The sequence below is a fragment of the Streptomyces sp. NPDC051211 genome (assembly GCF_040689505.1).
Taxonomy (GTDB): Bacteria; Actinomycetota; Actinomycetes; order Streptomycetales; family Streptomycetaceae; genus Streptomyces.
Window position 1 is genome coordinate 98490 of the sequence record NZ_JBFBAV010000006.1, and the last position, 20930, is coordinate 119419.

General features: G+C 69.9%; 15 protein-coding genes. 9 read left to right on the forward strand and 6 right to left on the reverse strand.

Translation table 11 applies throughout. The features are described from left to right. Positions 1–30: 30 nt before the first annotated feature. Positions 31–1401: a cytochrome P450 gene (locus tag AB0447_RS09015; protein ID WP_366475889.1), complete on the reverse strand. Its 1371-nt coding sequence runs from the start codon at positions 1399–1401 to the stop codon at positions 31–33. A 300-nt stretch (positions 1402–1701) separates the two neighbouring features. Between AB0447_RS09015 and AB0447_RS09020 the strand changes: the two genes are divergently transcribed. The 4 genes from AB0447_RS09020 (at position 1702) to AB0447_RS09035 (ending at position 5255) form a co-directional block, all read left to right on the forward strand. Continuing rightward, the gene (locus AB0447_RS09020; protein WP_366475891.1) at positions 1702–1923 is read left to right on the forward strand and encodes a hypothetical protein; all 222 of its coding nucleotides are present in this window, start codon (positions 1702–1704) and stop codon (positions 1921–1923) included. A gap of 78 nt (positions 1924–2001) precedes the next feature. Continuing rightward, on the forward strand, positions 2002–2895 hold the full coding sequence (locus tag AB0447_RS09025; RefSeq protein ID WP_366475892.1) for an RNA polymerase sigma-70 factor: 894 nt from the start codon (positions 2002–2004) through the stop codon (positions 2893–2895). Between the two features lie 169 nt (positions 2896–3064). Next, positions 3065–4306, forward strand: a complete 1242-nt coding sequence (locus AB0447_RS09030) for a glycosyltransferase (protein WP_366475893.1) — start codon at positions 3065–3067, stop codon at positions 4304–4306. 202 nt (positions 4307–4508) lie between these two features. Then, on the forward strand, positions 4509–5255 hold the full coding sequence (locus tag AB0447_RS09035; protein ID WP_366475894.1) for a class I SAM-dependent methyltransferase: 747 nt from the start codon (positions 4509–4511) through the stop codon (positions 5253–5255). 264 nt (positions 5256–5519) lie between these two features. Here the strand turns inward: AB0447_RS09035 and AB0447_RS09040 are convergent, their stop codons facing one another. The 5 genes from AB0447_RS09040 to AB0447_RS09060 all read right to left on the reverse strand — a co-directional run bounded on the left by AB0447_RS09040 (position 5520) and on the right by AB0447_RS09060 (position 13122). Then, positions 5520–7250 carry an ADP-ribosylglycohydrolase family protein gene (locus AB0447_RS09040; protein WP_366475895.1) on the reverse strand — a complete coding sequence of 577 codons (1731 nt, stop codon included), beginning with the start codon at positions 7248–7250 and terminating at the stop codon, positions 5520–5522. Then, positions 7247–7966, reverse strand: coding sequence for a DarT ssDNA thymidine ADP-ribosyltransferase family protein (locus tag AB0447_RS09045; protein WP_366475896.1), 720 nt, complete (start codon positions 7964–7966; stop codon positions 7247–7249). The genes AB0447_RS09040 and AB0447_RS09045 overlap by 4 nt, the downstream gene beginning before the upstream one ends. Further along, complete coding sequence (locus AB0447_RS09050) at positions 7963–9348, reverse strand: 3'-5' exonuclease (RefSeq protein ID WP_366475897.1); 1386 nt, start codon at positions 9346–9348, stop codon at positions 7963–7965. Before AB0447_RS09050 ends, AB0447_RS09045 begins: the two co-directional genes overlap by 4 nt. Before the next feature lie 127 nt (positions 9349–9475). Next, the gene (locus tag AB0447_RS09055) at positions 9476–11005 is read right to left on the reverse strand and encodes a UDP-N-acetylglucosamine 1-carboxyvinyltransferase (protein WP_366475898.1); all 1530 of its coding nucleotides are present in this window, start codon (positions 11003–11005) and stop codon (positions 9476–9478) included. 182 nt (positions 11006–11187) lie between these two features. Further along, positions 11188–13122, reverse strand: coding sequence for an amidohydrolase (locus AB0447_RS09060; RefSeq protein ID WP_366475899.1), 1935 nt, complete (start codon positions 13120–13122; stop codon positions 11188–11190). Positions 13123–13286: 164 nt separating this feature from the next. On the opposite strand from AB0447_RS09060, the gene AB0447_RS09065 reads away from it, so the two are divergent. The 5 genes from AB0447_RS09065 to AB0447_RS09085 all read left to right on the forward strand — a co-directional run bounded on the left by AB0447_RS09065 (position 13287) and on the right by AB0447_RS09085 (position 20884). Continuing rightward, a complete protein-coding gene (locus AB0447_RS09065; protein ID WP_366475900.1) occupies positions 13287–14348 on the forward strand; it encodes a LacI family DNA-binding transcriptional regulator in 1062 nt (353 codons plus the stop codon). A 176-nt stretch (positions 14349–14524) separates the two neighbouring features. After that, entirely contained in the window at positions 14525–17242 is a 2718-nt protein-coding gene (acnA, locus tag AB0447_RS09070; RefSeq protein WP_366475901.1) for an aconitate hydratase AcnA, read from the forward strand. A 296-nt stretch (positions 17243–17538) separates the two neighbouring features. After that, the gene (ngcE, locus tag AB0447_RS09075) at positions 17539–18969 is read left to right on the forward strand and encodes an N-acetylglucosamine/diacetylchitobiose ABC transporter substrate-binding protein (RefSeq protein WP_366475902.1); all 1431 of its coding nucleotides are present in this window, start codon (positions 17539–17541) and stop codon (positions 18967–18969) included. A 28-nt stretch (positions 18970–18997) separates the two neighbouring features. Next, a complete protein-coding gene (locus tag AB0447_RS09080; protein ID WP_366475903.1) occupies positions 18998–19942 on the forward strand; it encodes a sugar ABC transporter permease in 945 nt (314 codons plus the stop codon). 15 nt (positions 19943–19957) lie between these two features. Continuing rightward, complete coding sequence (locus AB0447_RS09085; RefSeq protein WP_366475904.1) at positions 19958–20884, forward strand: carbohydrate ABC transporter permease; 927 nt, start codon at positions 19958–19960, stop codon at positions 20882–20884. The last annotated feature ends 46 nt before the right edge of the window (positions 20885–20930 follow it).

Genomic DNA, 20930 nt, shown 5'->3' on the forward strand with positions numbered 1-20930 from the left:
GGCTGGTCATCCGACGGGTCCTCAGGCTGGTCATCCGACGGGGCGGATGCGGCAGCGCGCCGGGCCGTCGGCGCGCAGGGTGATGCCGGTGCTGACCGGGATGTCCCGGTCCACCGGCTCGAACGTGTACTCCCGCAGGATCATCGCCAGCGCGATCACCGACTCCAGCATCGAGAAGTGCTGGCCGATGCAGGCCCGCGGCCCCCCGCCGAACGGGAACCAGGCGTACCGCGGCCGGGCGGCCTCCGCCTCCGCGGTGAACCGCTCCGGGTCGAAGCGGTCCGGGTCCGGCCAGTAGCGCGGATGCCGGTGGGTGACCCACGGGGCGAGGATCACGTCCGCCCCCGCCGGTACGGTGTGCCCGCCGATCTCGGTGGCGGCGACCGACCGGCGCCCGATCACCGGGGCCGCCGGGTACAGCCGCATGGCCTCCTTCAGCACCTGCGTCAGGTACGGCAGCCGGTCCAGGTCGGCGGCCTCCGGCGGACGGTCGCCCAGCACCCGGGACACCTCCGCCCGGGCCCGGTCCTGCTGCTCGGGGTGGAGCGCGAGCAGATGCAGCGCGAAGGCCAGCGAGGTCGCGGTCGTCTCGTGCCCCGCGAGCAGGAACACCAGTACCTGGTCGCGGAGTTCGGCCGCGTCGAAGGAGGCGTCGTCGGCGTTCTCCGCGGCCGCCAGCAGGGTCAGCAGGTCCTCGCCCGGCTCCACGCCGGCTCCCCGCCTGTCGGCGATGATCGCGTCGCAGACCCCGTACAGCTCGGCCATCGCGGCCGCCGCCCGCTGGTTCCCCGGGGTCGGCCAGCTGCGCGGGACGTTCACGGGGGAGTAGCCGCGCCGCAGCACGTACTCGGTGATGACCGGAAAACACCGGTCCACGACCTCGACGGTGGCCTCGACATCGGCGCCGAACAGGATCCGGGCCACCGCGCGCAGCGCCAGCGCCATCATCTCCTCGGCCACGTCGACCACCGCGCCGGGGGCGCCGCGCCAGGCGTCGATGCTTGCCTGCGTCTCGGCGGCGACGGCGCCCGCGTACGTGTCCACCCGACGGCGGGTGAACAGCGGCTGCACCAGCCGCCGCTGCCGCAGGTAGTCCTCGTCCTGGCTGGTCAGCAAGCCGTTGCCGAAGGAGTCCCGCACCTCCTGGTACAGGGCGTTGTCCTTGCGGAAGTTGGCCGCCTCCGAGGCCAGCACCTGCTGGGCGCCCTCCGCGGAGAACACGCAGTGCAGCTCGGCCCGCAGCCCGGGCGGGCCGGCGCTGATCCGTACGACGTCCCCGTGCTGCTGCCGGGCCCGCAGATAGGTGCCGAGGGAATCGCTCTTGAGGTCGAACAGGGACCCGACCAACGGTGCCCCGGCGAGCTCCGGAATCCCCGTACCGACGCCATCCACCACTGCCACAGCCGCTCCCTCGTCCCGAACCGTGCTCCCGATTCTGCCCCTCAGGCCGACCCCGGGGCGACCCCCCGCCCCCACCGGGTCCGAATCCCGCCAAACCCGGCCCGGCCACCCAACTGCCCGGGTCGGTCATGCCGTTGACCCGGTTCCGGCTCGCCCGAGGCGCTGAATGGGCATTGCCGTCCGCTAGCCCGCTGCGCGGGCTGTTCGCTACGCTGAGCTGCCCTGTTCGCCCCGCTGTCCGCGGCCTGCGCACACACGCTGAAAGTGCCTCGTTCTGTCGGCGCTCCCGACGAACCACCCGTGAACAAGCGCATCTCCGCGTCCGGGAAGCGGGCGGCATCGGTAGGGAGGAACGAGGGCACCATCATCACCGGCGATGTGACGACGGAACGTCGCGTGGCGCGGAGCGCCCGTCGGCTGGGCAATGAGGCTGGCGTTCACGGGTTGAGCGCAGTGCGCACGGCGCAGGCGCTCGAAGGGCTCGGGCCCCAGGATCGGCTCCCCCTCTGTGCGGTGGAGTGATCTGTCTCACGCGTTGTCACAGCGGTCGGCCGGGCGGTGTCTCATGATCGAACGGCTGTCAATGAAAAGGACCTTGCTGTGGATCACGCCACCGACCCGGCGACCGAGACGTTCGTTGCCCATCGCAACCTGCTCTTCACCGTCGCCTACGAGATGCTCGGATCGGCGGCCGATGCCGAAGACGTCCTCCAGGAGACCTGGCTGCGGTGGGTCGCGGTCGACCTGGGGCAGGTGAGCGACCGGCGTGCCTACCTGGTCCGGATCACGACCCGGCAGTCGCTCAACCGGCTGCGCACCATGCAGCGCCGCAGGGAGTCGTACGTCGGCCAGTGGCTGCCCGAGCCGATGCTCACCGCGCCGGACGTGGCCGAGGACGTCGAACTCGCCGAGAGTGTGTCGATGGCGATGATGCTCGTCCTGGAGACGCTGTCGCCGACCGAACGCGCCGTCTTCGTGCTGCGCGAGGTCTTCGATGTCGGCTACGACGAGATCGCGGCCGCCGTCGACAAGAGCCCCGCAGCCGTTCGCCAGATCGCGCACCGCGCCCGCCGGCACGTGGAGGCCCGCCGCCCCCGCACGGTGGTCTCCCCGAGCGAGACCCGGGCGGCTCTGGAGTCGTTCCGGCGCGTACTCGAAACCGGCAACCCGCAGGACCTCCTCGACGTACTCGCCCCGGACGTCGTCCTGGTGAGCGATGGCGGCGGCGTCAAGCGGGCCGCGCTGCGCCCGGTCGTCGGCGCCGACAGGGTGGCCCACTTCATGGCCGGCGGCCTCGGCAAGAACACCCTCCCGATCACCGTCGCTCCCACCACGGCCAACGGCAACCCGGCACTCCTCGTGTACCTGGACGGGGAGCTCGACGGCGTCATGGCGGTCCGTGTCGAGGACGCCCGCATCACCGGCCTCTACTACGTCCGCAACCCGGAGAAGCTGACCCGCGTCGGATCCGAGACCCCGCTCGCCCTGCGATGAATGCGGGTGCCGTGCAAGCCACTTGGAAGACCTACCGGGGAGGGAAAGGGGAGTACCCACGCCTTTCCACTCTCAACGTATAGCGCACGAGGGGGCTTGCGGCAAGACCCGGGGCGTGCCGCAGAATCGCCAACCTAGGCCAGAACATGCAGAAAACGGGGAGTCGCAAGTGCGCGTGTTGTTGTCGACGTACGGGTCGCGCGGGGATGTCCAGCCGATGGTGGGGCTCGCGGTGCGGTTGCGGGAACTCGGCGCGGAGGTGCGGGTGTGCGCGCCGCCGGACGAGGAGTTCGCGAAGCTGCTGGCCGGTGTGGGTGTGGAGTTGGTGCCGGCCGCCGAGCCGGTACGCACGGTGGTGACCGGGACGACGGCGCCGTCGGCCGAGGGTCTGCCCCAGCGCGCGGCCGCGTTGGTGGCCGCGCAGTACGAGGCGGTCGCGGCGGCGGCCGAGGGATGTGACGCGGTGGTGGCGACCGGCCTGGTTCCGGCGGTGGCCGCGGCGCGGTCGGCGGCCGAGGAACTGGGCATCCCCTTCGTGTACGTGAGCTACTTCCCGTCCATGCTGCCGTCGCCGTACCACGAGCCGCACCCGCTGCCGCTCTGGCCGTTCCCGCCGGGCATGACCGACAACCGGGAGATGTGGGATCTGAACGCCCAGGCCTTCAACGCGCTGTACGGCCCGGGGATCAACGCTCACCGGGTGTCGGTCGGCCTGCCGCCGGTGGACGACGTCCGCAGCCACGTCTTCACCGACCGGCCGTGGCTGGCGGCCGACGCGGTCCTGGCGCCGTGGCAGGAGCCGGCGGACCTGGACGTCGTACAGACCGGCGTGTGGATCCTGCCGGACGAACGGCCGCTGTCGGCCGAGTTGGAGGCGTTCCTGGACGCCGGCGAACCGCCGGTGTACGTGGGCTTCGGCAGCATGCCCATGCGCGAGTCGACGGACGTCGCCCGGGTGGCCGTCGAGGCGGTGCGCGCACAGGGCCGCCGCGTCCTCGTCTCCCGCGGCTGGGCCGACCTCGGCCTGATCGACGACCAGGACGACTGCTTCGCCGTCGGCGAGGTCAACCACCAGGCGCTGTTCCGCCGGGTGGCCGCCGTCGTGCACCACGGCGGCGCGGGCACCACGACGGCGGCCGCCCGGGCCGGCGCTCCCCAGGTGCTGGTCCCCCAGCTCGTGGACCAGCCGTACTGGGCCGGCCGGGTGGCCGAGCTGGGCATCGGCGCGGCACACGAAGGCCCGACCCCGACCTTCGAGTCCCTGTCGGCCGCACTCCGGACGGCCCTGACCCCCGAAACCCGCGCACGGGCTGCCGCCGTGGCCGCCACGATCCGCACCGACGGGACGACGGTGGCCGCGAAACTGCTGCTCGACACGATCGCCGCCGAACGGCCGCCCGTCTCCGCATGAACCACCCGGGATCGCCGGGCCGGACGAACTGCCCGGCTCGGCGATCCCCCGCAGGGCCGTGCGGTTCGCGGCGTGCCCAAGCCGGAGGTGCGGGCCTGGCAGAGAAGGGTCAAGTACCGGCCCGCCCCGAACCGTGTGATCGGAGCAGGTGGAAGGGAAATGCGTCGACAGCGCCCCTCGGTACCCGGCAAAGTGGCCACCCGTGACGAACAGTGAGCTGTGGACCCGTGCGACCGCCGACCGCTACGACGCCGAGGAGACCGAGATGTCCTCGGCCGCCGTTCTCGGACCGACTCTCGCCTTCCTCGCCGAGCTCGCCGGAGACGGCCGGGCACTGGAGTTCGCCATCGGGACCGGACGGGTGGGCGTCCCGCTCCGGGAACGCGGCGTGCCGGTCGTGGGCATCGAACTGTCCGAGCACATGGCAGCGGTGCTGCGGCGCAAGATCGACGAGGACGCTCTCCCGGTGGTCATCGGGGACATGGCCACCACCGTCGTTCCCGGCGAGTTCTCCCTGGTCTATCTCGTCTACAACACCATCACGAACCTGCTCACGCAGGACGAGCAGGTCGAGTGCTTCCGCAACGCCGCACGTCATCTGGAGCCCGGCGGCCGATTCGTCATCGAGCTGGGCGTGCCGCCGCTGCGGTTCCTGCCGCCCGGCCAGGTCGCGGTGCCGTTCGACGTCTCCGAGCAGCATCTCGGCTTCGACACCTTCGACCTCGTCGAGCAGATTCTCGTCTCGCACCACTTCACCCGCGACGGCGACGGCGACGACGTCCGCTACCGCCGCGGCAATTCCCGGCACCGCTACGCCTGGCCGGCAGAGCTCGATCTGATGGCACGGATCGCCGGGCTCGAGATGGAACGTCGCGTCGCGGACTGGGACGGGGCGCCGTTCACCCAGGACTCCGCGAAGCACGTCTCCGTGTGGCGCAAGCCGGCCTGAGGCCGGCCACCGTGCCGTCAACGTAAGCCGGCGGTGGGTTGCGGAGCAGCTCATCGTCCACGACGAGGTCGAACGCGGACGACAGGTTCGTGAAGACGAGTCTGAGGGAGGAGTCCTCCAACCCGTTGTTCGTAGCGCTGGTATGTGCGGGGGTTGGGTCTGCCCCTCCAGCCACCGCGTGACGATCTCGGAGACGCGCGAGGCCTCCGCCACGGATGGCGAGGACCCGTTCCCCTTGAGACGGCATACCGCCACGAGGTCCTGCTATGCGACGGGACGCCCATCCACCGGCCAAACCAGGACCTCGTGGCCGTCCGGGTCGATCACCCGCAGAGAGCCCGGGATGTCGCGGGGCCCCCGCGGGGTGACCGGCACGTTGTACTTCTCCACCATGGCCGAGATGCGCGCCGGGTCCGAGGTCTGCACGGTGAACTGCAACGGTCCTGCCGTCGGAGTGTCCAGGGGGCCCGACATCTCCAACAGGGCTAGCCAGGGCGTCACATAGAGCACAGGCCCCCTGTCTTGCACAGGAAGCCCGAGCACCTCGCCGTAGAACTTCCGGGTCTCCGCGAGGTTGCGTACGTGGATGGCCATACGGGTCACCGTCGCGGCGGGTGCGGCAGGTGGCTCCTGCCCTACGAGGGCCGGAGACCCTCCCCGCTTCACCGCGCGATCCACGTACAGCGACTGGCCGTCGTCCAGGGTCAGTGCGAAGCGCGTGACGTCCTGGCTCTTGCTGTCCAGGCTGTAATGCCGCACCTGTGTCACAGCGCGGCCGTCAACGAACCGCTCCGTGCTCCCGTCCTCCGCGAGGGAGCTGAGCCACTGGGCCTGTTGCACCTCCGGGCGCTCCTTCTCGGTCGCGTCCGCGGCAGGGAGCGGTTCGATCAACGCGGCGGCCGTGCGCGAGAGGCAGGCGTCGTCCTGTACCTCGCGCATGAGCGGCGCGATCCAGTCCGTGCCGTGCAGGGCGCCGAGCAGCGCGGCGGTCATCGAGGCGAGCGTGTCGGTATCGGCACGGTCCAGGAAGGCAGCCCTGAGCAGCCCCATGGTCGGACGTACGGAGGAACGTGCCGCCAGGTAGCAGGCGGCGGCCGCCGAGACGGTTCCCGCGCCGTTGCGCTGCTTGTCGAAGCAGCCGAGTGCCGCGAGGGTCTGCGCGTCGTCGGCAAGGGCAGCCCGCTCCAAAGATGATCGCGCCGTTGCGAGCAGCTCGTCCATCTCCCGAGCGGTGTCGGCCCATGCTGTGTCGAACGAACCACCGGTGGCGTCCGTGAAGGCGGCCGACCAGCCCTCGGGGAGGGCCCCGCGCGCGAGGACGGGGTCGCGCCACTGTGGCATGTCGGCCACGGCGAGCACGACGTCCCCGTACTCGCCGGCGTCCTGCTGACGGAGCGTGTGTCGGATGGCCAGGGCGTAGACCGCCGCGCCGAGCAGCGCGCGCGGATGCCCGTGGGTCAGTACCCCGTCGGCCACCACACGCGACATCAGCCGCTCGGGAGAGGAGTCGGTCAGCGTGTGGACGGCGTGGGGCGCGATCCTCATGGCCACGCCGTTCGCGCCGGCGTTGAAGTAGGCGCCGGCTTTCGTGCGTTGACCCTCCCAAGGACGGGCACCGGCCTGCCAGCTGCGGCACGCGCTGAGCACGGCCCGACCGCCACCGCGCTGGTAGAGCGGCCATGCCGGGAGCTCGACTTCGGTGAGCCAGGTTCGCCAGTCGTCTCCGCGCAGGCAGGCGCGAGCCGTGGCGAGCAGCAGCTGGGTGTCGTCGCTGTACTCGCCCGCTGCGACCGGGTCCCGGTAGCGGTTGTACTGGCTACCGGCCCAGCGCAGCCACGGGCGGAAGGCGAGAGCCGGCGCTGTGGTGCGCGAGGCCTGGCCTCCGACGATGCCGCTGCGCTGCTCCTGTGGCCAGCCCAAGGCATCACCGACGGCCGCCCCGAACAGCAGGCCGCGGGTACGGTCCAACAGGTCTGCCGGCTTCTGTCCGGTCACCGGGTCATCCCATCACTCTGCGGCGGCACCCAGACGGCCTCGGTGAGGGGAGGCCCGTTGCGCACGCGGCTGCTCAGTCGGTTCCTATCAAACAGCACCGGCTCCACGAGCCAGGTCAAAGGCGGTACTTCTGCCTTGAGGACGCGGAGCCGCGCCAGCTCGTTGGTCACTGCCTCGTGGCTGGGCATGGCGACGGCCAGTACGTGTTTGAGTTCAATGGGGCCCGGTACCAGCACCTCCGCCTGCAAGTTGGTGGCGGCCCCCTGCAGATGGCCCGCTCCGCGTGGCCAGTTATCGCTCGTCGCGGCGAAGAGTTCCAGCAGCGCCTCGGGGCCAGGGCGCAGCCGCGCGCCGTTCTGCCTCGCCGCGTTGCACGGCGCGAAGAGCGTGCCTTCGCGCAGGGCCAGCTCCACGTCCAGGAACAGGCAGATCCAGTCCGGGTAGTTCTGGTGGTCGGGCTTCTGCCGAGCCTGTGCCAGGTAGTAGCCGTTGGGGAACTGGAAGGTGCAGCAGACCTTGTCGGGATGTTGGTCGAACCGCTCGCGATCGGTGGGGGTGAACTGCTCGGGTGCCGCTTCCGCGAGGTCCTTGCTGCTGCGGATCGCCCCGTCGCGCAGGATATGCGGGAAGCTGCGGGCAGGGGTGAAGTGAGCGAGCCGGGTGGCTTTGCTCCGTTGCAGCGCTTCGGCCAGGGCGAGGCCACTGGTACGGGTCACGGCTGCACCTCCGCGCACAGGCCGTCGCCCTCGGGCAGCAGGCGCGTCTTCGTTCCGCTGTAGGTGATGACCAGGTCCGACTTGGCGCGAGTGATGCCGACGTAGAGGAGCTTCGACTCCCGCTCGTCCGCGTCGTCCACGCCCAGGGCCTTGACCACCTCGGGGAGGGGCACGGTGTCCCCAGAGCAGAAGGGCATCAGGACCGTGTCGAACTCGAGGCCCTTCGCTGAGTGGTACGTGGTGCAGTACACCCCCGGCGCGTAGTCCCAGCGGAACTTCTGGTCCTTGTCGATCCGCCGGACCGTCAGGCCCGCGCAGGCCTCGTCCACATCGGCCCAGGTACGGCCGAGTACGGCGACCGTCCCCACCTGGCCCAGCTGCTGGGCAGTCGACCGGATCACCGATACCTCCTGTGCGCGGTCTGCGCACGCGACAAGTGTGGGCAGCGAACCCTTGGAGCGGGGCGCGACCGGTGGCACTAGCTCGTCGGTGCGGCCGAAGAAGGGCAACTCGCTCAGGGCGATGGCGAACTCGGCGATGGCGGTCGAATTGCGATAGTTGTCCTTGAACATCTCGACGCGGGCCACCTTCAGGCCGCAGGCCCGCCACGACATGCCCTGCCCGTAGATCTGCTGGGCGTAGTCGCCGAAGAAGGTCACAGAGCCCTCGGGGTCGACGACCTCCGCGAGGGACCGGATCTCCTCCGGGGAGAGGTCCTGGCCTTCGTCGATGATCACGTGCCGGTACATCCGCGGCCCGTCGTCCGCGGCCTGGTGGTCGCGCACGGCGGCGGCCATGTCGTGCCAGTCGTACGCGTGGCCCGCCGCTGCCCGCTGCAGCCGGTACTCCTCCGCGATCTTCCACACGACCTCGCGCAGCGAGACGCTGAGGGGCGTCCGGCGGCCCAGCCGGTCAACGGCCTCGTACGCCTCCCAAGTGCGCAGGCCCATACCGGAGATCCAGGCGATCTCGTCCTCGAACCATCCGGGATCCCTCTCGAAGAACTTGTGCGTCGCGTATTTCGAGGCCACAGCCTTGAGCGCGGACCGGATCAGCCGCCGACGAATGTAGGACGGGGCAATCGCCTGGCCCTTCATGGCGCCGTGGTGATGCAGGAAGCCGCGGGCGAACCGGCCGTAGGTGCGGATGTCGAGCCGGTCGGTTTCGCCGGCGAAGTGTTTGAGGTAGGAGACGAGGGCGTTGTTGTAGGTCACGAGCAGAGTTCTGCCGGATCCCGCCACTCCTGGATCCGACAAGTACAGCGCCCGCAGCATGGCCATCACGGTCTTGCCGGTTCCCGCCGTACCGAGAACCACGTGATGGCCGGCCGCGGGCAGGTACGCCACGTCCGACTGCCGTCCCACCGGCTCCGGAAGCCCCATCCCCCACCCCTTCAGCTCTGAGACACCGTCAGTGCCTCTGTGAAGGATGCCTGTTCTGCCCGGATGATCCAGATGGTTTTACGCCAAGGACCCCGCCCGGGTCGGGCGGGGTCCGGATTCGCGGCCTTTAGATGTCCCTGAAGATTTCGATCTGGGCGCCCACCGAGTTGAGGCGTTCCGCCAGTTCCTCGTAGCCGCGGTTGATGACGTACACGTTGCGCAGCACCGACGTGCCTTCCGCCGCCATCATCGCGAGGAGGACGACCACCGCCGGGCGGAGTGCCGGGGGGCACATCATTTCCGCGGCGCGCCAGCGGGTCGGGCCCTCGACCAGGACGCGGTGGGGGTCCAGGAGCTGGAGGCGGCCGCCGAGGCGGTTGAGGTCCGTGAGGTAGATCGCGCGGTTGTCGTACACCCAGTCGTGGATCAGGGTCTGGCCCTGGGCCACGGCGGCGATGGCCGCGAAGAACGGGACGTTGTCGATGTTCAGCCCGGGGAACGGCATCGGGTGGATCTTGTCGATCGGGGCTTCGAGTTTGGAGGGGCGGACCGTGAGGTCGACCAGGCGGGTGCGGCCGTTGTCGGCCGTGTACTCCGCCGAGCGGTCGTGGTCCAGGCCCATCTCCTCCAGGACCGCGAGTTCGATCTCCATGAACTCGATCGGGACGCGCCGGATGGTCAGTTCGGACTCGGTGACCACGGCCGCGGCCAGCAGGCTCATCGCCTCGACCGGGTCCTCGGAGGGGGAGTAGTCCACGTCCACGTCGATGGTGGGCACGCCGTGGACGGTGAGGGTGGTGCTGCCGATGCCCTCCACCTTCACGCCGAGCGCCTCCAGGAAGAAGCACAGGTCCTGGACCATGTAGTTGGAGGAGGCGTTGCGGATGACCGTGACGCCGTCGTGGCGGGCTGCGGCCAGCAGCGCGTTCTCGGTGACCGTGTCCCCGCGCTCGGTCAGCACGATCGGGCGGTCGGGGGAGACGCCGGAGGCGACCTTGGCGTGGTAGATGCCCTCGGTGGCGGTGATGTCCAGGCCGAACCGGCGCAGCGCGATCATGTGCGGCTCGATGGTGCGGGTGCCCAGGTCGCAGCCGCCCGCGTAGGGCAGCCGGAACTGGTCCATCCGGTGCAGCAGCGGGCCCAGGAACATGATGATGCTCCGGGTGCGGCGGGCGGCCTCCGCGTCGATGGCGTCCATGTCGAGGCGGGCCGGGGGCACGAGTTCGAGGTCGACGCCGCCGTTGATCCAGCGGGTGCGGACGCCGATGGAGCCCAGGACCTCCAGCAGCCGGTAGACCTCTTCGATGCGGGCGACCCGGCGCAGGACGGTGCGGCCCTTGTTGAGGAGGGACGCGCAGAGCAGCGCCACACACGCGTTCTTGCTCGTCTTGACGTCGATGGCGCCGGACAGGCGGCGGCCGCCGACGACCCGCAGGTGCATGGGGCCGGCGTAACCCAGCGAGACGATTTCGCTGTCGAGCGCTTCACCGATTCGGGCGATCATCTCAAGGCTGATGTTCTGGTTGCCGCGCTCGATCCGGTTCACTGCGCTCTGGCTGGTGCCGAGCGCATCGGCAAGCTGACTCTGTGTCCAGCCCCGGTGCTGCCGGGCGTCACGGATGAGCTTGCCGATGCGTACGAGGTAGTCGTCTGCCATGGGTGCACGGTATCTCAGATATGAGATTGCGCTCGCGTTGGGTGTGGCAGACGGGTGTTACCCGCCGTCAGATGTGCTCTGCGGCACCCCGGCAGCCGCCTTCACCAGCATGGAGTGTTCCGGTAAACCCGGCCATCCATACCGGTTCGGGGTAGAACTCGCAAAACGGTCACGGCTGCTGTTCAGTGGCCACAGGCGTGGTGGCGGCCGGCCGGGTGGACCGAGGCGTACGAGGCGGGGCGCGCGCCCGAGGCCGCGCGGGACAGCCGGGCCGCGGCCGCCCGCCCGGCCGCCGAGTGCACGTCGTGCACCGCACGCCCGGCCACCAGGGTGAGCTCCACCCGGGTGTCGCTGATGTCGGCCACCGGGCAGCGCGTCACATCCCGGTCCAGCAGCACCAGATCCGCCGCCTTGCCCTGCTCCACCGTCCCGGTCAGCCCGTCCTGGCGGAGCTGCCAGGCCGTGCCCAGCGTGTGCATCCGCAGGGCCGAGGACCGGCTCAGCCCCTCCAGCTCCCGGTACAGCTCGCCCTTCCCGTGCGCGCCCCGCCGGTCGATGGCCGTCCGCAGCTGGTTCCACACCTGCAGCGCGTCCACCGGCCAGTCGGAACCGCCGGTCAGCCGGGCCCCGGCCCGCTCCAGGCTGCGTGCCGGATACATCCAGCGGTGCCGCTTCGGGCCGATGTACGGCAGCAGGGCCTCCATCGTCCAGGTGTCCCGCGCCGCCCACTGCAGCTGCATGCAGGCCGCGACGCCCAGCTGCGCGAAGCGCCGCAGATCCGCCGGGTCCACGATCTGCAGGTGCGCGATCGCGTTGCGCGGGTCGCGCTGCCCGGTGGTGCGGCGGGCGTACGCGTACCCGTCGAGGGCCGTCCGGACCGCCCGGTCGCCCAGCCCGTGGGCGTGCATCTGCCAGCCGGCCCGGTTGAACGCGGCCGTCAGCCGGCCGTACTCGGCGGCCGAGGTGTACAGCTCGCCGCGGTTGGCCGTCGGCTTCCCGGTCGTGCCGTCGAGGTACGGCTCCAGCAGGGCCGCGGTCTGTGCCGGGTACTCGATGACCCCGTCCAGGAACACCTTCACCATGCCGAAGCGCAGCCCCCGCACCCCCTCGAACTCCCGGGCCAGGCCCCGCGCGTACGCCAGGGCGCCCGCCGGGTCCCGGGTCTGCTCCACCTCCAGCCGCAGCGCCGGCACGATCCGCTGCGGCAGCTTCCCGGCCGCCGACAGCGCCCGGTACAGCTCCAGCTCGTGCCGCCCGGCCAGCGCATCCATCATGGTCGTGACACCGGAGGCGGCCGCCTGCTCCAGCACCTTCGCGCAGGCCGCCACCAGCTGCTCCCGGGTGGGCGCCGGGATGTGGCGCTTCACCAGCTCCTGGGCGTCGTCCTTCAGCACCCCCGTCGGCTTCCCGGCCGCGTCCTTGACGATCCTCCCGCCGGCCGGGTCGGGCGTGGCGGAGGTGATGCCCGCAATGTCCAGGGCGCGCCGGTTCACCCACATGTTGTGGCCGTCGCCGCCGACCAGTGCGACCGGCCGGCGGGTCGGGAGGGCGTCCAGCAGGGAGTGGTGCGGCACCGTGCCGGTGGGCAGCAGCCCGACCGGGTTCCAGTCCTCCACCACCAGCCAGCCGTCCGGTTCGGCAGCCGTGCCGCCGCCCGTGTCGGCGAGGAATCCGCGCAGGATCTCCTGGAGTTCGGCGACGGTGGTCTCCGCGCCGTCGAGGGAGGGCCGCAGCGAGCGGTCGCCGGCGCCCAGGGGGTGGACGTGGCCGTCGTGGATCCCGCTCATCACCGTGTTGCCGCGGCCGTTGACCACCTCGGTGTCCCGGCCGATCAGCCGTCTCAGGGCGGAGCCGCTGCCGGTGGCGAGGATCTTCCCGTCCCGGCCGACGGCCACCGCCTCCACCGGCGCCCGGCCGGGGGTCCCGGTGAACACCCGGGCGTTGTGGATGATCAGCGCGGCGGACCGGGGGCCGCGGGCCGGTGCGGCCTGCCCCGGAGCCGGGACGGGTGCCGTCGCCGCATGGGCCGTACCGGCCTCCGCCGCGCCGAGCAGACCCGCCGCGCCGGCGGCACCCGCGGCCGCGAGAAGTCCCCGCCGGGACAGAGAAGACGTCATGACCACTCCAAACGTTGGCTGTGGCCAGGACACTGGGTGATTAACCCCTTAACCAGAACCCGCCCCGGACGACGGATTCCGCACCGGCACCCGGACGGAGCCAGGACCGCGGCCCGCTCCGGTGCCACTCCCGCCCCTACGGAATCCGGGCCGGGATCCGTACGATGACCGGCGTGCCCGCAGGACCGACCATCGCCGACATCGCGCGCGCCGCCGAGGTGTCCACCGCGACGGTCTCGCACGCCCTCAACGGCACCGGCCGGGTCGCCGACGCCACCCGCCGCCGGGTCCGCGAGGTCGCGACCGGCCTCGGGTACGGGGCCCCGCGCGCCCCGCGCACCCGCACGCTCGGCCTGGCCGTCACCACCTTCGCCGGGTCCTCCTGGAACTACGTCGCCGTCACCTACTTCTCCCGGTGGCTGACCGCCGCCACCTCCGCCGCCCACGCCCGCGGGTACGCCCTCACCACGCTGCCCGCCGAGCGGGGCGCCGAGGCGCTCTGGCACACCCTGGCCGTCGACGGAATGCTGCTGCTCGACAGCCCCGAGGGCGATCCGGTGCTGCGGGCCCTGCGCGCCCGCGGCATCCCCGTGGTCTTCGACGGCCGGCCCGCCGCCCCGCGCCCCGGCGACACCTGGGTGGACAACGACCACGCGGCGACCACCCGCGAGGTGCTCGGCCATCTGGCCGCGGCCGGTGCCCGGCGGATCGCGCTGCACGGCGGGTTCGGCAGCGAGTACTACACGCATGCGGTGACCCGGACGTACGAGGAGTGGTGTGCGGAACGGGGGCGGCCGGTGCTGCCGGTCCGCTTCGAGCCGGACGACGCCGACGGCCGCGCCTTCGACCGGGTGTTCGCCGGGGGCGAGGCGGACGCGGTCTACTCCCTCTACGACCCCGGGGGCCGCCAGGTGCTGGCCGCCGCGGCCCGCCACGGCCTGGCCGTGCCGGCCGACCTGCTGGTGGTCTGCGCGAGCGAGGACCCGGCGTACGAGACGGCCGGGGTCCCGGTCACCACGGTGACCCTGAACCCGGAGCTGACCGCCGAGGCGGCGGTCGCCGCGCTGGTCGAGAGGATCGAGCACGACCCCGCCCGGCCCGGCCGCCCGTTCCGCTCCGGCGGGCTGACCGTCCCCTCCGCTCTGCTGGTCCGCGCGTCCTCACGGCCCCGGCCGGAAGGCAGGGCGGGCGGGCATGCAGGCAAGGACACTCGGCCCCGTGCATGACCATCGCGCGACGATGCACTAGAGTTATCTCGACATCGAGATATCTGCCAAAGGTGAGCCGCAGCCGCCCCGCAGGTAAGGGTTACCTAACTTAGCCTTACCTTAGCGGAATGGCCAGACTGCACAAGCGGCAGGATGCGGTAGAACGCGCGAATTCATGCATGAAGGAGACTGTCGTGTCGGCGAACAGCTTCGACGCCCGTAGCACGCTGCAGGTGGGCGACGAGTCGTACGAGATCTTCCGGCTGGACAAGGTGGAGGGCTCCGCCCGGCTGCCGTACAGCCTGAAGGTCCTGCTGGAGAACCTGCTCCGTACCGAGGACGGCGCGAACATCACCGCCGACCACATCCGGTCGCTCGGCAACTGGGACTCCCAGGCGCAGCCCAGCGAGGAGATCCAGTTCACGCCCGCCCGCGTGATCATGCAGGACTTCACCGGCGTGCCCTGCGTCGTCGACCTCGCCACCATGCGCGAGGCCGTGAAGGAGCTCGGCGGCGATCCCTCGAAGATCAACCCGCTGGCCCCGGCCGAGCTGGTCATCGACCACTCCGTCATCGCCGACAAGTTCGGCACCAAGGACGCCTTCACCCAGAACGTGGAGCTGGAGTACGGCCGCAACAAGGAGCGCTACCAGTTCCTGCGCTGGGGCCAGACCGCCTTCGACGAGTTCAAGGTCGTCCCCCCGGGCACCGGCATCGTCCACCAGGTCAACATCGAGCACCTGGCCCGCACGGTCATGGTCCGCAACGGCCAGGCCTACCCCGACACCCTGGTCGGCACCGACTCGCACACCACCATGGTCAACGGCCTCGGCGTGCTGGGCTGGGGCGTCGGCGGCATCGAGGCCGAGGCCGCGATGCTCGGCCAGCCGGTCTCCATGCTGATCCCGCGGGTCGTCGGCTTCAAGCTGACCGGCGAGCTGCCCACCGGCACCACCGCCACCGACCTGGTGCTGACCATCACCGAGATGCTGCGCAAGCACGGTGTCGTCGGCAAGTTCGTCGAGTTCTACGGTGAGGGCGTCGCCGCCACCTCCCTCGCGAACCGCGCCACCATCGGCAACATGTCGCCCGAGTTCGGCTCCACCGCCGCGATCTTCCCGATCGACGGCGAGACCCTGAAGTACCTGAAGCTCACCGGCCGCTCCGAGCAGCAGGTCGCGCTCGTCGAGGCGTACGCCAAGGAGCAGGGCCTGTGGCTGGACCCGGCCGCCGAGCCGGACTTCTCCGAGAAGCTGGAGCTCGACCTCTCCACGGTCGTCCCCTCCATCGCCGGCCCGAAGCGCCCGCAGGACCGCATCGTCCTCGCCAACGCCGCCGAACAGTTCGCGCAGGACGTGCGCAACTACGTCGACGACGTGGACGAGGCGGGCAAGGAGTCCTTCCCGGCCTCCGACGCCCCGGCGAACCACCCGAACGGCGCCCCGTCCAAGCCCACCCCGGTCACCCTGGCCGACGGCACCTCGTTCGAGATCGACCACGGCGCCGTCACCGTCGCCGCGATCACCTCCTGCACCAACACCTCGAACCCCTACGTCATGGTCGCCGCGGCGCTCGTGGCCAAGAAGGCGGTCGAGAAGGGCCTGACCCGCAAGCCGTGGGTCAAGACCACCCTGGCCCCGGGCTCGAAGGTCGTCACCGACTACTTCGACAAGGCCGGCCTCACCCCCTACCTCGACAAGATGGGCTTCAACCTCGTCGGGTACGGCTGCACCACCTGCATCGGCAACTCCGGTCCGCTGGACGAGGAGATCTCGAAGGCGATCAACGAGCACGACCTCGCGGTCACCTCGGTGCTCTCCGGCAACCGCAACTTCGAGGGCCGGATCAACCCCGACGTCAAGATGAACTACCTGGCCTCCCCGCCGCTGGTCGTCGCGTACGCCATCGCGGGCTCCATGAAGGTGGACATCACCAAGGACGCCATCGGTATCGACACCGAGGGCAACCCGGTCTTCCTCAAGGACATCTGGCCCTCCGAGGCCGAGGTCAACGACGTCGTCGCCAACGCCATCGGCGAGGACATGTTCAACAAGTCCTACCAGGACGTGTTCGCGGGCGACGCCCAGTGGCAGGCGCTGCCGATCCCGACCGGCAACACCTTCGAGTGGGACCCGCAGTCCACCTACGTGCGCAAGCCCCCGTACTTCGAGGGCATGACCATGGAGACCACCCCGGTCTCCGACATCGCCGGCGCCCGCGTGCTGGCGAAGCTGGGCGACTCGGTCACCACCGACCACATCTCCCCGGCCGGTGCGATCAAGGCCGACACCCCGGCCGGCAAGTACCTCACCGAGCACGGCGTCGAGCGCCGCGACTTCAACTCGTACGGTTCCCGCCGCGGCAACCACGAGGTCATGATCCGCGGTACGTTCGCCAACATCCGCCTGCGCAACCAGATCGCGCCGGGCACCGAGGGCGGCTTCACCCGCGACTTCACCGTCGACGGCGCGCCGGTCTCCTTCATCTACGACGCCTCGCAGAACTACCAGGCCGCCGGCATCCCGCTGGTCATCCTGGCGGGCAAGGAGTACGGCTCCGGCTCCTCGCGCGACTGGGCGGCCAAGGGCACCGCGCTGCTCGGCGTCAAGGCCGTCATCGCCGAGTCCTACGAGCGCATCCACCGCTCGAACCTGATCGGCATGGGCGTCCTCCCGCTCCAGTTCCCGGAGGGCGCCTCGGCCGCCGCCCTGGGCCTGACCGGCGAGGAGACCTTCTCCTTCACCGGTGTGGAGGAGCTGAACAACGGCACCACCCCGCGCACCGTGAAGGTCACCACCGACACCGGTGTGGAGTTCGACGCGGTCGTCCGCATCGACACCCCCGGTGAGGCGGACTACTACCGCAACGGCGGCATCATGCAGTACGTGCTCCGGAACCTCATCCGCGGCTAGTCGCGGCTGAACACCGGCACCAAAGGGCCGTATCCCCGTTAAGGGGGTACGGCCCTTCCGCTTTTCGTGCGGGCGGTGCCAGATGACGGACAGGTCTCAACTCGGAAAAGCCCGCAGCCATCCTTGTGCACGATCTTGCTGAGCCGAGCGGAAGTGGACTATACCTGTGCGCGTCCGGGCCATCGCGGTACGAGCGGCCCCGGGCCGGGGGACGGCGGGGAGCTGCGGAGATGTCCGCATGCACGGCAACTGCCGTGTTTTCCTGCCTCCTTCACACTTCTGACGAAGGCGAGGACATGAGCATGGCATCCACCGGTGAGGGCCTCGGCCGCCGTGACCTGATCAAGCGCTCCGCGGCACTCGGACTGATCACCGTGCCGACGATGAGCTTCCTGTCCGCCTGCGCCTCGGGCGGCGAGGAGCCCACCAAGGGCCCGTCCGCCGCTCCCAAGAGCGCGGACAACCCCTTCGGCGTGGCCAAGGGCAGCAAGCTCGACGTGGTGATCTTCAAGGGCGGGTTCGGCGACGACTACGCCAAGGCCTGGGAAGCCGCGTTCGACAAGAAGTGGGGGACCACCAGCACCCACCTCGGCACCCAGGAGATCACCTCCAAGCTCCAGCCCCGGTTCAACAACAACACGCCGCCGGACGTCGTCGACGACTCCGGCGCCCAGAAGATCAAGCTGGACGTGCTCTTCAAGGCCAACCAGCTCGCCGACCTCACCCCCGTGCTGGACGCGCCCTCGCTGGACGACCCGAACAAGACGGTCCGAGACGTCCTGATCGCCGGCACCATCGAACAGGGCACCCAGGGCGGCAAGTTCGTCGCGCTCAACTACGTGTACACGGTCTTCGGGTTCTGGTATTCGGGCAAGCTCTTCAAGGAGAAGGGCTGGACCCCGCCGAAGACCTGGGACGAGTTCCTCGCGGTCTGTACGAAGGCCAAGGAGGCGGGCATCGGCGGCCTGGCCCACCAGGGCAAGCACCCGTACTACATCAACGTCGTCATCATGGACCTGATCGCCAAGAAGGGCGGTCTGGACGCCATGAAGGCGATCGACAACCTGGAGCCGAACGCCTTCGAGGGCAGCGCGGCCGCCCTCGAAGCGGTCGAGGCGGTCTACGAGGTCGTCGAGAAGGGCCTGCTCATGCCGGGCACCAACGGCCTCAGCCACACGGAGTCGCAGACCGCCTGGAACCAGTACAAGGCGGCCTTCATCCCCTCCGGCTCCTGGCTGGAGAACGAGCAGCTCAAGCAGACTCCGGACGACTTCGACATGCAGTTCCTCCCGGTGCCCGTGCTGGCCGGCAGCAAGCTGCCCTTCGAGGCCATCCGGGCCGGCGCCGGCGAGCCCTTCATCGTCCCGGAGAAGGCCGCCAACAAGGCCGGCGGCCTCGAATTCGTCCGTTCGATGCTGTCCCGCGAATGGTCGACCCTCTTCGCCCAGCAGGCGAACTCGCTCACCGTGGTCAAGGACGGCGTTGACCCGAACGTGAAGCTCCGGCCGGGCACCCAGTCGGCCGTGACCGCCCTGAAGACGGCCGGCGACAACACTTTCAACTACCTGTACCCCGACTGGTACAGCGAAATGGACACGGCCATCCAGGACGCGTCCAATGAGCTGATGGCCAAGCGGATCCAGCCAAAGGAGTGGATCAAGCGGGCCCAGGCTGCGGTAAACAAGGCGGCACAGGACCCGAACGCCAAGAACAACCGCCGTAGCTGACATCTCCTGTACCGCAGGGACGGACACCATGAGCCAAGTAGCCCAGGGCAAGGGGCGCGCCGGTTTCATCGTCGGCTTCCTCTTCGCTCCCATCGCGCTGTACCTGACCTTCGTGATCTGGCCGTACGTACAGACGTTCGGTTACTCCTTCACCAACTGGAGCGGCCAGTCCCCGACCTTCGACTTCGTCGGCCTGGACAACTACACGGAACTGGCGAAGGACGAGGTCTTCCGCGGCGCGCTCTGGCACAACCTGCTGCTCCTGGTGTTCGTCCCGGCGGTCACCATCCTGCTCGCCCTCTTCTTCGCCTTCATGCTGAATGCCGGCGGGCGCAGCGGGGCCGGCGGAGTCCAGGGCGTACGCGGATCGGGCTTCTACAAGATCGTCTACTTCTTCCCGCAGGTCCTCTCCCTCGCCATCCTCGCGGTCCTCTTCGGCGCCGTGTACCGCAGCGACGAGGGCGGCCTGCTCAACGGGTTCCTCATCAAGCTCGGCCTGGTCGACCGCATGGAACCGGTCGAATGGCTCAACGAACCCAACTTCGTCCTGTGGTGCCTGCTGCTGGTGGTCGTCTGGCACGGGGTCGGCTTCTACCTCGTCCTCTTCTCGGCCGCCATGCAGTCCGTGCCCAAGGACATCTACGAGGCCGCCCTGCTCGACGGCGCCGGGCGCGCCCAGACCTTCTTCAGGGTCACCCTGCCCCTGCTGTGGGAATCCGTGCAGACCTCCGCGGTCTACCTGGGCATCGCCGCCATGGACATGTTCGTCCTGGTGTCGACGATGACCTCGGGCCAGTTCGGCGGCGGACCCGACCACCACAGCGAGGTCATGGCCACGGTGCTGATGCGCAACTTCCTGGTCTTCGGCAAGAGCGGCTACGCCTGCGCCATGGGCGTGGTCCTGCTCGTCCTCACCATGATCCTGTCCGTCATCACGCTGCGCGCCACCCGCCGTGAGCGCATCGAGTTCTAGGAGCGGGAGACCACGATGACCACAGTGATCAAGGCCCCCGGAGAGTCCGCGGCCGAGCGGACCGGCGGCAGCGGCCGTCCCGGGGAGCGGGGCAAGGGCACCTCCGAGGGCTTCGCCCTCAACGTCTTCTCCCACGGCTTCCTCGCCCTCTGGGCCGTACTGATCGTCCTGCCCCTGTTCTGGCTGGCGCTCGGCTCCTTCAAGACCGACGCGCAGATCGGCGGGTCGGCCCTGAGCTGGCCCTCCAACTGGCACTTCGACGCCTTCGGCCGGGCCTGGGAGAAGGGCATCGGCGACTACTTCGCCAACACGCTGATCGTGATGGTCTTCTCGGTCCCGCTGACCATGCTGTTCGGGTCGATGGCCGCGTACGTCCTGGCCCGCTACCCCTTCCCGGGGAACCGGTTCATCTACTACTTCTTCGTCAGCGGGGCGATGTTCCCCGTCTTCCTGGCCCTCGTCCCGCTGTTCTTCATGGTCAAGCGGTTCGACATGCTGAACACGTACCAGGGCCTGATCCTGGTGTACGTCGCCTACTCGATGCCGTTCACCGTCTTCTTCATGCACTCGTTCTTCCGCACGCTGCCGACGGCCGTGCACGAGGCGGCGGTGATCGACGGGGCCTCGGACACCCGGATCTTCTTCCAGGTGATGGTCCCGATGGCCAAGCCCGGCCTGATCAGCGTCGGGATATTCAACATCCTGGGCCAGTGGAACCAGTACATCCTGCCCTCGGTGCTGATGCAGCCACAGACCGGATCGGACCCCGAGCGCTACCTGCTCACCCAGGGCCTGATCCAGCTCCAGCTGCAGCAGGGGTACGAGACCGACCTGCCGGTGCTCTTCGCGGGCGTGACCATCGCGATGATCCCGATGCTGGTGGTCTACCTCTCCTTCCAGCGGCAGATCCAGGCCGGCCTGACCTCCGCCACCCTCAAGTAGCCGCATCGGGGACGACCGCCCGGCGCCGCCCCGGCCGTGAGGCCGG

What these genes read in the sequence shown, in the direction of transcription:
- AB0447_RS09050 (WP_366475897.1), bottom strand. Translation starts at nt 9,348, where the DNA reads ATGGGGCTTCCGGAGCCGGTGGGACGGCAGTCGGACGTGGCGTACCTG.
- AB0447_RS09055 (WP_366475898.1), bottom strand. Translation starts at nt 11,005, where the DNA reads ATGGCAGACGACTACCTCGTACGCATCGGCAAGCTCATCCGTGACGCC.
- AB0447_RS09060 (WP_366475899.1), bottom strand. Translation starts at nt 13,122, where the DNA reads ATGACGTCTTCTCTGTCCCGGCGGGGACTTCTCGCGGCCGCGGGTGCC.
- AB0447_RS09065 (WP_366475900.1), top strand. Translation starts at nt 13,287, where the DNA reads ATGACCGGCGTGCCCGCAGGACCGACCATCGCCGACATCGCGCGCGCC.
- ngcE (WP_366475902.1), top strand. Translation starts at nt 17,539, where the DNA reads ATGAGCATGGCATCCACCGGTGAGGGCCTCGGCCGCCGTGACCTGATC.
- AB0447_RS09080 (WP_366475903.1), top strand. Translation starts at nt 18,998, where the DNA reads ATGAGCCAAGTAGCCCAGGGCAAGGGGCGCGCCGGTTTCATCGTCGGC.
- AB0447_RS09085 (WP_366475904.1), top strand. Translation starts at nt 19,958, where the DNA reads ATGACCACAGTGATCAAGGCCCCCGGAGAGTCCGCGGCCGAGCGGACC.